Source organism: Lactobacillus sp. UMNPBX17, from assembly GCF_002553735.1.
GTDB lineage: Bacteria > Bacillota > Bacilli > Lactobacillales > Lactobacillaceae > Lactobacillus > Lactobacillus gallinarum.
Genome location: NZ_PCYT01000074.1, coordinates 1 through 6,225, shown reverse-complemented (window position 1 = coordinate 6,225; position 6,225 = coordinate 1). Strand labels below are relative to the sequence as shown.

Sequence of the window (6,225 nt, the reverse complement as noted above, 5' to 3'; positions counted from 1 at the left end):
AATGGACTTTTTTTAATATTTGAACGAAGTGTTCAATTTGATTTTACAATCCGCCGTTTTTTCTATTTATGCAATTAACCCAGATAATTTAAATGATAATACACAAAACTTAATAGTAATTTTGATAGATCCATATCATTTAGTCTGTCCTGTTGCTAATAGACAAAAAAATTTTAACAAAGATGAAAATCGACACTATACTTTCGAAAAATATAAAGAATGTAGACACTCGCTAAGCGACCTATTCAAAGAGAAATTTGATAATTCCGATTCAGTTCGCTACATTCACTTAAACGCCTTTGCCTCAAAATAAGCTCATGATTACTCAAAATCATGGGCTTTTTCTTTTGCATCCCTTACGCTTAACATCCTCTATCTTCAGACCCGGATTACACGCGGCGGAATAAACCCACCCAATCCACCCCTAGCATATAAGAGGAAAAATCACTCCACTAAAATCAAATTTAAGGATCACGTACACAATATACGTGCTTCAGGCATGACGCCTGTACGCATGCTGATTCTTCAGCAATGACTACTACCTCATGAGAGTTATAGACTCGTGGATCTTGCTTCGAAGGGTTTTGTACATTATAGGCTCCTTTCCATGCTGAACCTATGGCCTATTACATTTTTTATATTTCAAGGAGGAAAAGACCACATGAAGAAAAATTTAAGAATTGTTAGCGTCGCTGCTGCTGCTTTATTAGCTGTTGCTCCTGTTGCTCCTGTTGCTGCTTCTGCTGTAAGCACTGTTAATGCTGCTAGTGTTACTTCCGCTACTCAATTAGGTAAGGTACCTACTTTAGCTAATGGTGATGCTGTAAATGTTAAGCCAAATGTTTCATTAAACACAGTACATGGTTCAATTAAGGCAGCTATTTCTGTATCATTTGACGCTACTTTTAACGGTACTACTGCTACCTCAAACTTTAAGCCTGGATACTCAAACATCCAACTTTTCCACGGTAGCAAGGAAATTACTAATTTACAAGATGTTCATTACCTTACTGCAGGTTCAACTTACCGTGTTGTAATGAGCCATGTTGGTTTAAACTTTGGTTCACAAAACGCAAACAAGGAAATCACTTTAACTATGCCTGAAGGCGATTTCTTCCAACTTGCATCAAACAATACTGTTACAAACTCAAGAACTATTAAGCTTGACTAAAACGGTACTGTAACCTTGAACCAAGTTGCTATCAACGTAACTGCTAAGGACTTTGCTAACCCAGCCGTTGTTGCTTGGTACGACAGAGAAACTAACGTTAACGTAACTAGCGGTAACATTACTTTAGATGCTGGTAAGATGAACGTTGCTCAATTTGTAGCTGCTGCAGAAAACAAGTATGTTGCACGCAACAATGCAGGTGACAAGTACAACAGTCAATCAAGTACTATTTCATACAGCAACAACATCAAAGAAGCTTTAAAGGCTATGAACATTGATGTTGATGCTAATGGTTGGTTTGTTGCTCCTAAGTCATTCACTTTTGAAATGACTGCTTCAGCAAACAACAATGATGCTTCAGCTAAGTTACCAATTACTGTTACTGTTCCAAACGGTAAGGACGTAACCCCAGCAACTGTTCCAAGTCAAAGCAAGACTATTATGCACAACGCATACTTCTACGACAAGGACGCTAAGCGTGTTGGTACTGACAAGGTAACTCGTTACAACACTGTAACTGTTGCTATGAACACTACTAAGCTTGCTAACGGTATTTCATACTACGAAGTAATCGAAAACGGTAAGGCAACTGGCAAGTTCATCAACGCTGACAACATCGATGGTACTAAGCGTACTTTGAAGCACAACGCATACGTTTACAAGACATCAAAGAAGCGTGCTAACAAGGTTGTTCTTAAGAAGGGTGAAACTGTAACTACTTACGGTGGTTCATACACATTCAAGAACGGCAAGAAGTACTACAAGATCGGTAACGACACTAAGAAGACTTACGTTAAGGTTGCAAACTTTGACTAATATTCTTGGTCAACAAGATAGCTAGTACACGCTAACTAAATAAAGGGAAAACGAGGCATTTGCCTCGTTTTTTCTTTTGCACTAAAAAGCTCATGATCTCAATAATCATGGGCTTTTTATACGTTTTCTATAATTCATAACTAATAAATAACATAAACCTTATATTTATGCATATTAATATAAACATGTGAGACCGTAAAATAGTTTGTGTAAGGATGAATTATTCCTTAATTTAATTTCCTAAAACATTAGAAAAAGGAGTTCCTTACGGTTTTAGAAAAGCATGGGAAAATCGTAAGTTAGTTGGTGGAGCACTCAAGGCTGCACATGTCCGCCCTGATTACCACTTGTATGAGGATCTATTTCAAGAAGATCTGATCATTTACGCCGAAATGCTCGAAGAATTAGCTACTGAAAAGGCTCGCACGGAAATTGATAAGTTAAGCTTCAAGAAGGTTCTCTGGCAGACGCTGAATCGATTGAAGCGTAAACAACGCGTGTGTGAACGCAACACTGACATGGATGAGGCCTACGATCTTGGCGAAAAAGCCGATTGGAACAACTTAGTTGTCTTGAAGCAAGAAGTTAACAAGTTGACCGAGATGGAGCAGATTATTTTCTACGAGCACCTACTCTCTGACAAGAAGATCACACAATTAGCCGCGGAATACGGCACCTCACGCAGAACCCTCACTCGCCTCAAGCATGATTTGTTGGTTAAGCTTCGCAAGATGCTGGTTAAATAAATATATTTTCTCACAAAAAAATGCCACTTTTTTGCGTATTAAATAGTGGGAACTATTTTACTGATGTACAAGCTATTATGAGGTAAAATATGGGAAAAAGAATAACTTGATATCCTGGCATTACGCAAGATCTGGTATTTGGCCATGTGATGAGCAAGAAAAAAATTGCCTAGAGCTGCTCCGCCGTGCTTATCCTGAGTTGAATTTGCAGAAGATTAATGTAATCACTCAATATGACGGCAACATTGGTCTTGAGAGCAAAAACTTTCGCGTCTGGGCACAAGATGACAAAGGTCGTATCTATGACATCGAAATGCAGACGACTAATAAGCATGATTTAGAAGAACGCATGCAGTATTACGCTGCGGGGTTGAATAACTTCACTTTGAAATCGGGCCCACCTTACACTAAGCTTAAATCTACTTACGTTGTGTTTTTCTGTACGTATGATCCATTCGATCAGGGAGAAAGCATGTATGAATTCAATTTCTTTGATCGCAAAACCAAGACTATAGAATTTAACGTAGGCATGCATATCAAAGTTTTCAACTCTAAGGGCAAGAACCGCGATCTTAACCAAAAGATATTGGATTTCTTGGATTATATGAATGGCGTAATTAACCATGCTCAAGGCTATATTGCCGACTTGCAAAAGGATATCGATCATTATGTTAATAGTGGAAAGTGGGTCGATGACATGGATAAGTTGGCTTATGAAATGAATCAGGTTGCGATGAAGGCAGCAGAAAAGGCTACTAAAAAAAAGCTATAGAAGATGCAATTACGTTAATTCAAGCATTAAAGCAAGTTGATCTTTCTTCTGAAGTGATTTTTGAAAAAGTATTGCAAGATTACAGTAACGATTTATCTAGCGATGAGATTAAGAAGCTAGTAGAAGAAAATTATTAAGTAAAAATTGTAATTAAGTAAAATAGTTCCTAGAAGCTGGCATGCATGAAGCGTGCTGGCCATTTTTATGCAAAAGAAAAAACGAGGCAAATGCCTCGTTTTCCCTTTATTTAGTTAGCGTGTACTAGCTATCTTGTTGACCAAGAATATTAGTCAAAGTTTGCAACCTTAACGTAAGTCTTCTTAGTGTCGTTACCGATCTTGTAGTACTTCTTGCCGTTCTTGAATGTGTATGAACCACCGTAAGTAGTTACAGTTTCACCCTTCTTAAGAACAACCTTGTTAGCACGCTTCTTTGATGTCTTGTAAACGTATGCGTTGTGCTTCAAAGTACGCTTAGTACCATCGATGTTGTCAGCGTTGATGAACTTGCCAGTTGCCTTACCGTTTTCGATTACTTCGTAGTATGAAATACCGTTAGCAAGCTTAGTAGTGTTCATAGCAACAGTTACAGTGTTGTAACGAGTTACCTTGTCAGTACCAACACGCTTAGCGTCCTTGTCGTAGAAGTATGCGTTGTGCATAACAGTCTTGCTTTGACTTGGAACAGTAGCTGGAGTTACTTCCTTGCCGTTTGGTACGTTAACAGTAACAGTCATGCTCTTTGAAGCATCGTTGTTGTTTGCTGAAGCATGCATAACGAAGCTGAATGACTTAGGAGCAATGAACCAGCCTTGAGGATCTACATCAGAACCAGCAGCCTTTAAAGCTTCTTTGATGTTGTTGCTGTAAGTGATGTGGCTTGATTGTGGACGTACGTCGTTTTCTGCGTAGTACTTAGCACGAACAGCTGCAATAACTTGATCAACGTTCATCTTACCAGCATCTGAACCTGAGTAAAGGTCAACATTACCAGAAGTTACAACTGCACCAGTTGAAACTTCGTGCCAGTTAACGATTGCTGGGTTAGCGAAATCCTTAGCAGTTACTGACATAACAACTTCATTTAAGGTTACAGTACCGTTCTTGTCAAGTTGAATAGTTCTTGAGTTAGTGAAGCTGTTGTTTGAAGCCAGCTTGAAACCATCACCTGCTGGGAAAGTTAAAGTGATCTTCTTGTTAGCGTTTTGTGAACCAAAGTTCAAACCAACGTTGGTCATCTTAACTTGGTAAGTAGCACCAGCATCATGAGCCTTTACATCTTGTAAGTCAGTAATTTGGGTAACCTTGTTTTTTTCATCTTTCCAAAGTTCAATGTTTGAAGAACCTGGTGTAAAGTTTGAAACAGCAGTAGTACCATTAACAGTAGCTGAGAATGATACTGAGATAGCGGCCTTAACAGTAGTACCTACAGCAGTATTCAAAGTGATGTTTGGCTTAACATTAACAGTTGAGCCATTTGCAAATGCAGGAACCTTACCAAGTTGGGTAGCTGATTGAACGGAATCTGCATTAACAGTGCTTACAGTAGAAGCAGCGACAGGAGCAACAGCTAATAAAGCAGCAGCAGCAACGCTAACAATTCTTAAATTTTTCTTCATGTGGTCTTTTCCTCCTTGAAATATAAAAAATGTAATAGGCCATAGGTTCAGCATGTGATAGGAGCCTATAATGTACAAAATTCTTCAAAGCAAGATCCACGAGTTTATAACTCTCGCGAGGTAGTAGTCATTGCTGAAGAATCAGCATGCGTACAGGCATCATGCCTGAAGCACGTCCTATTACTTACCACGATTCATATTGTACTAACCTAAGCAAAAAATAGCAAGTTAAATTAATTGAAAATCCCTTTTTGTAATATTTGCCCACTTTCTTACCCCGCCGCGCATTTTCGCCTCCCTCAACTTTTCAATTAATTCAATCGTAGTCATAACAAGAAAAGGCGGACTTCCGTCCGCCTTTAATTTTTTATTTATTTTTTAAAATTTTACAAACATATAACAAAATCATCTGAAAAAAGTAATATTTCTATACGATTTCTTTAAAACATTTTTGTGTGTAGTTATCTTATTTTCTAAGTAATTGTCTAATTATTTGAATGATTTCTAACAGCAAAGACAGATTAGTCTTGCTTATCAGCAGATGCTGATTCAGAATTTGTGCCATCATTAAAGATGTCACTAACAGTACGTTCAACGTATGATGCGGATACCGGAGTTTCGTAATATGCAACACCGTCTTTCTCAAAGACGTTAGCTGATGCAATAGTGTTCATCGCTTGACGAACTTGTTCTTCAGTAAGGTTATCTACTGCATCCCCAACGTAATACTGTTCTTCTTCTTTTCGCCATTCAAGAAAGTCAATTTCAAAGTTTTAGTAGTTGTAGCCATTTATTTTCTCCTTATTTCCTTATTATAGCGGTCCTGTTTCCGTCTTATTATTCAGCAGCTTCAACGACACGTTGCTTTTGCACTAATATGACATCGTCAAGACTGTCTTCTTGTAAGCTTGCAATTGCTTGACCCACTTTTTTGAGATCATCAGCTGCAGCGCCCTTCTTCACGTTCTTGATCATGCGACTGCTATGAAAAATGTAAGCAAATGTATGACTATGTTTTATTTTCATACATTTTGGACTATTCGTGCTTTCCATTTCTCTTACCAACGTCTACGCTAGTATTCCGATATTTCAATTTAGAAGT

General features: G+C 38.2%; 6 protein-coding genes and 1 pseudogene. 4 read left to right on the top strand and 3 right to left on the bottom strand.

Annotated elements, in window-relative coordinates:
• Positions 1-661 precede the first annotated feature (661 nt).
• From CP368_RS11065 to CP368_RS08905, 4 genes are all read left to right on the top strand, one after another.
• A complete protein-coding gene (locus tag CP368_RS11065) occupies positions 662-1,171 on the top strand; it encodes a hypothetical protein (protein WP_369822650.1) in 510 nt (169 codons plus the stop codon).
• 15 nt (positions 1,172-1,186) lie between these two features.
• The gene (locus tag CP368_RS11060; protein WP_369822649.1) at positions 1,187-1,987 is read left to right on the top strand and encodes an SLAP domain-containing protein; all 801 of its coding nucleotides are present in this window, start codon (positions 1,187-1,189) and stop codon (positions 1,985-1,987) included.
• Between the two features lie 392 nt (positions 1,988-2,379).
• Positions 2,380-2,733, top strand: a complete 354-nt coding sequence (locus CP368_RS08910) for a sigma-70 family RNA polymerase sigma factor (RefSeq protein ID WP_233185860.1) — start codon at positions 2,380-2,382, stop codon at positions 2,731-2,733.
• A 106-nt stretch (positions 2,734-2,839) separates the two neighbouring features.
• Positions 2,840-3,505 carry an Rpn family recombination-promoting nuclease/putative transposase gene (locus CP368_RS08905; protein ID WP_098045991.1) on the top strand — a complete coding sequence of 222 codons (666 nt, stop codon included), beginning with the start codon at positions 2,840-2,842 and terminating at the stop codon, positions 3,503-3,505.
• A 286-nt stretch (positions 3,506-3,791) separates the two neighbouring features.
• On the opposite strand, the gene CP368_RS08900 is transcribed toward CP368_RS08905, so the two are convergent.
• The 3 genes and pseudogenes from CP368_RS08900 to CP368_RS08890 form a co-directional block, all read right to left on the bottom strand.
• Entirely contained in the window at positions 3,792-5,123 is a 1,332-nt protein-coding gene (locus tag CP368_RS08900; protein ID WP_098045990.1) for an SLAP domain-containing protein, read from the bottom strand.
• 521 nt (positions 5,124-5,644) lie between these two features.
• Positions 5,645-5,913: pseudogene (locus CP368_RS08895) on the bottom strand (DUF2922 domain-containing protein).
• A gap of 47 nt (positions 5,914-5,960) precedes the next feature.
• Complete coding sequence (locus CP368_RS08890; protein ID WP_233185859.1) at positions 5,961-6,149, bottom strand: hypothetical protein; 189 nt, start codon at positions 6,147-6,149, stop codon at positions 5,961-5,963.
• Positions 6,150-6,225 lie beyond the last annotated feature (76 nt).

Coding starts and splice junctions, on each gene's coding strand:
- CP368_RS11065 (WP_369822650.1), top strand. CDS start 662: ATGAAGAAAAATTTAAGAATTGTTAGCGTCGCTGCTGCTGCTTTATTA.
- CP368_RS08910 (WP_233185860.1), top strand. CDS start 2,380: ATGCTCGAAGAATTAGCTACTGAAAAGGCTCGCACGGAAATTGATAAG.
- CP368_RS08900 (WP_098045990.1), bottom strand. CDS start 5,123: ATGAAGAAAAATTTAAGAATTGTTAGCGTTGCTGCTGCTGCTTTATTA.
- CP368_RS08890 (WP_233185859.1), bottom strand. CDS start 6,149: ATGAAAATAAAACATAGTCATACATTTGCTTACATTTTTCATAGCAGT.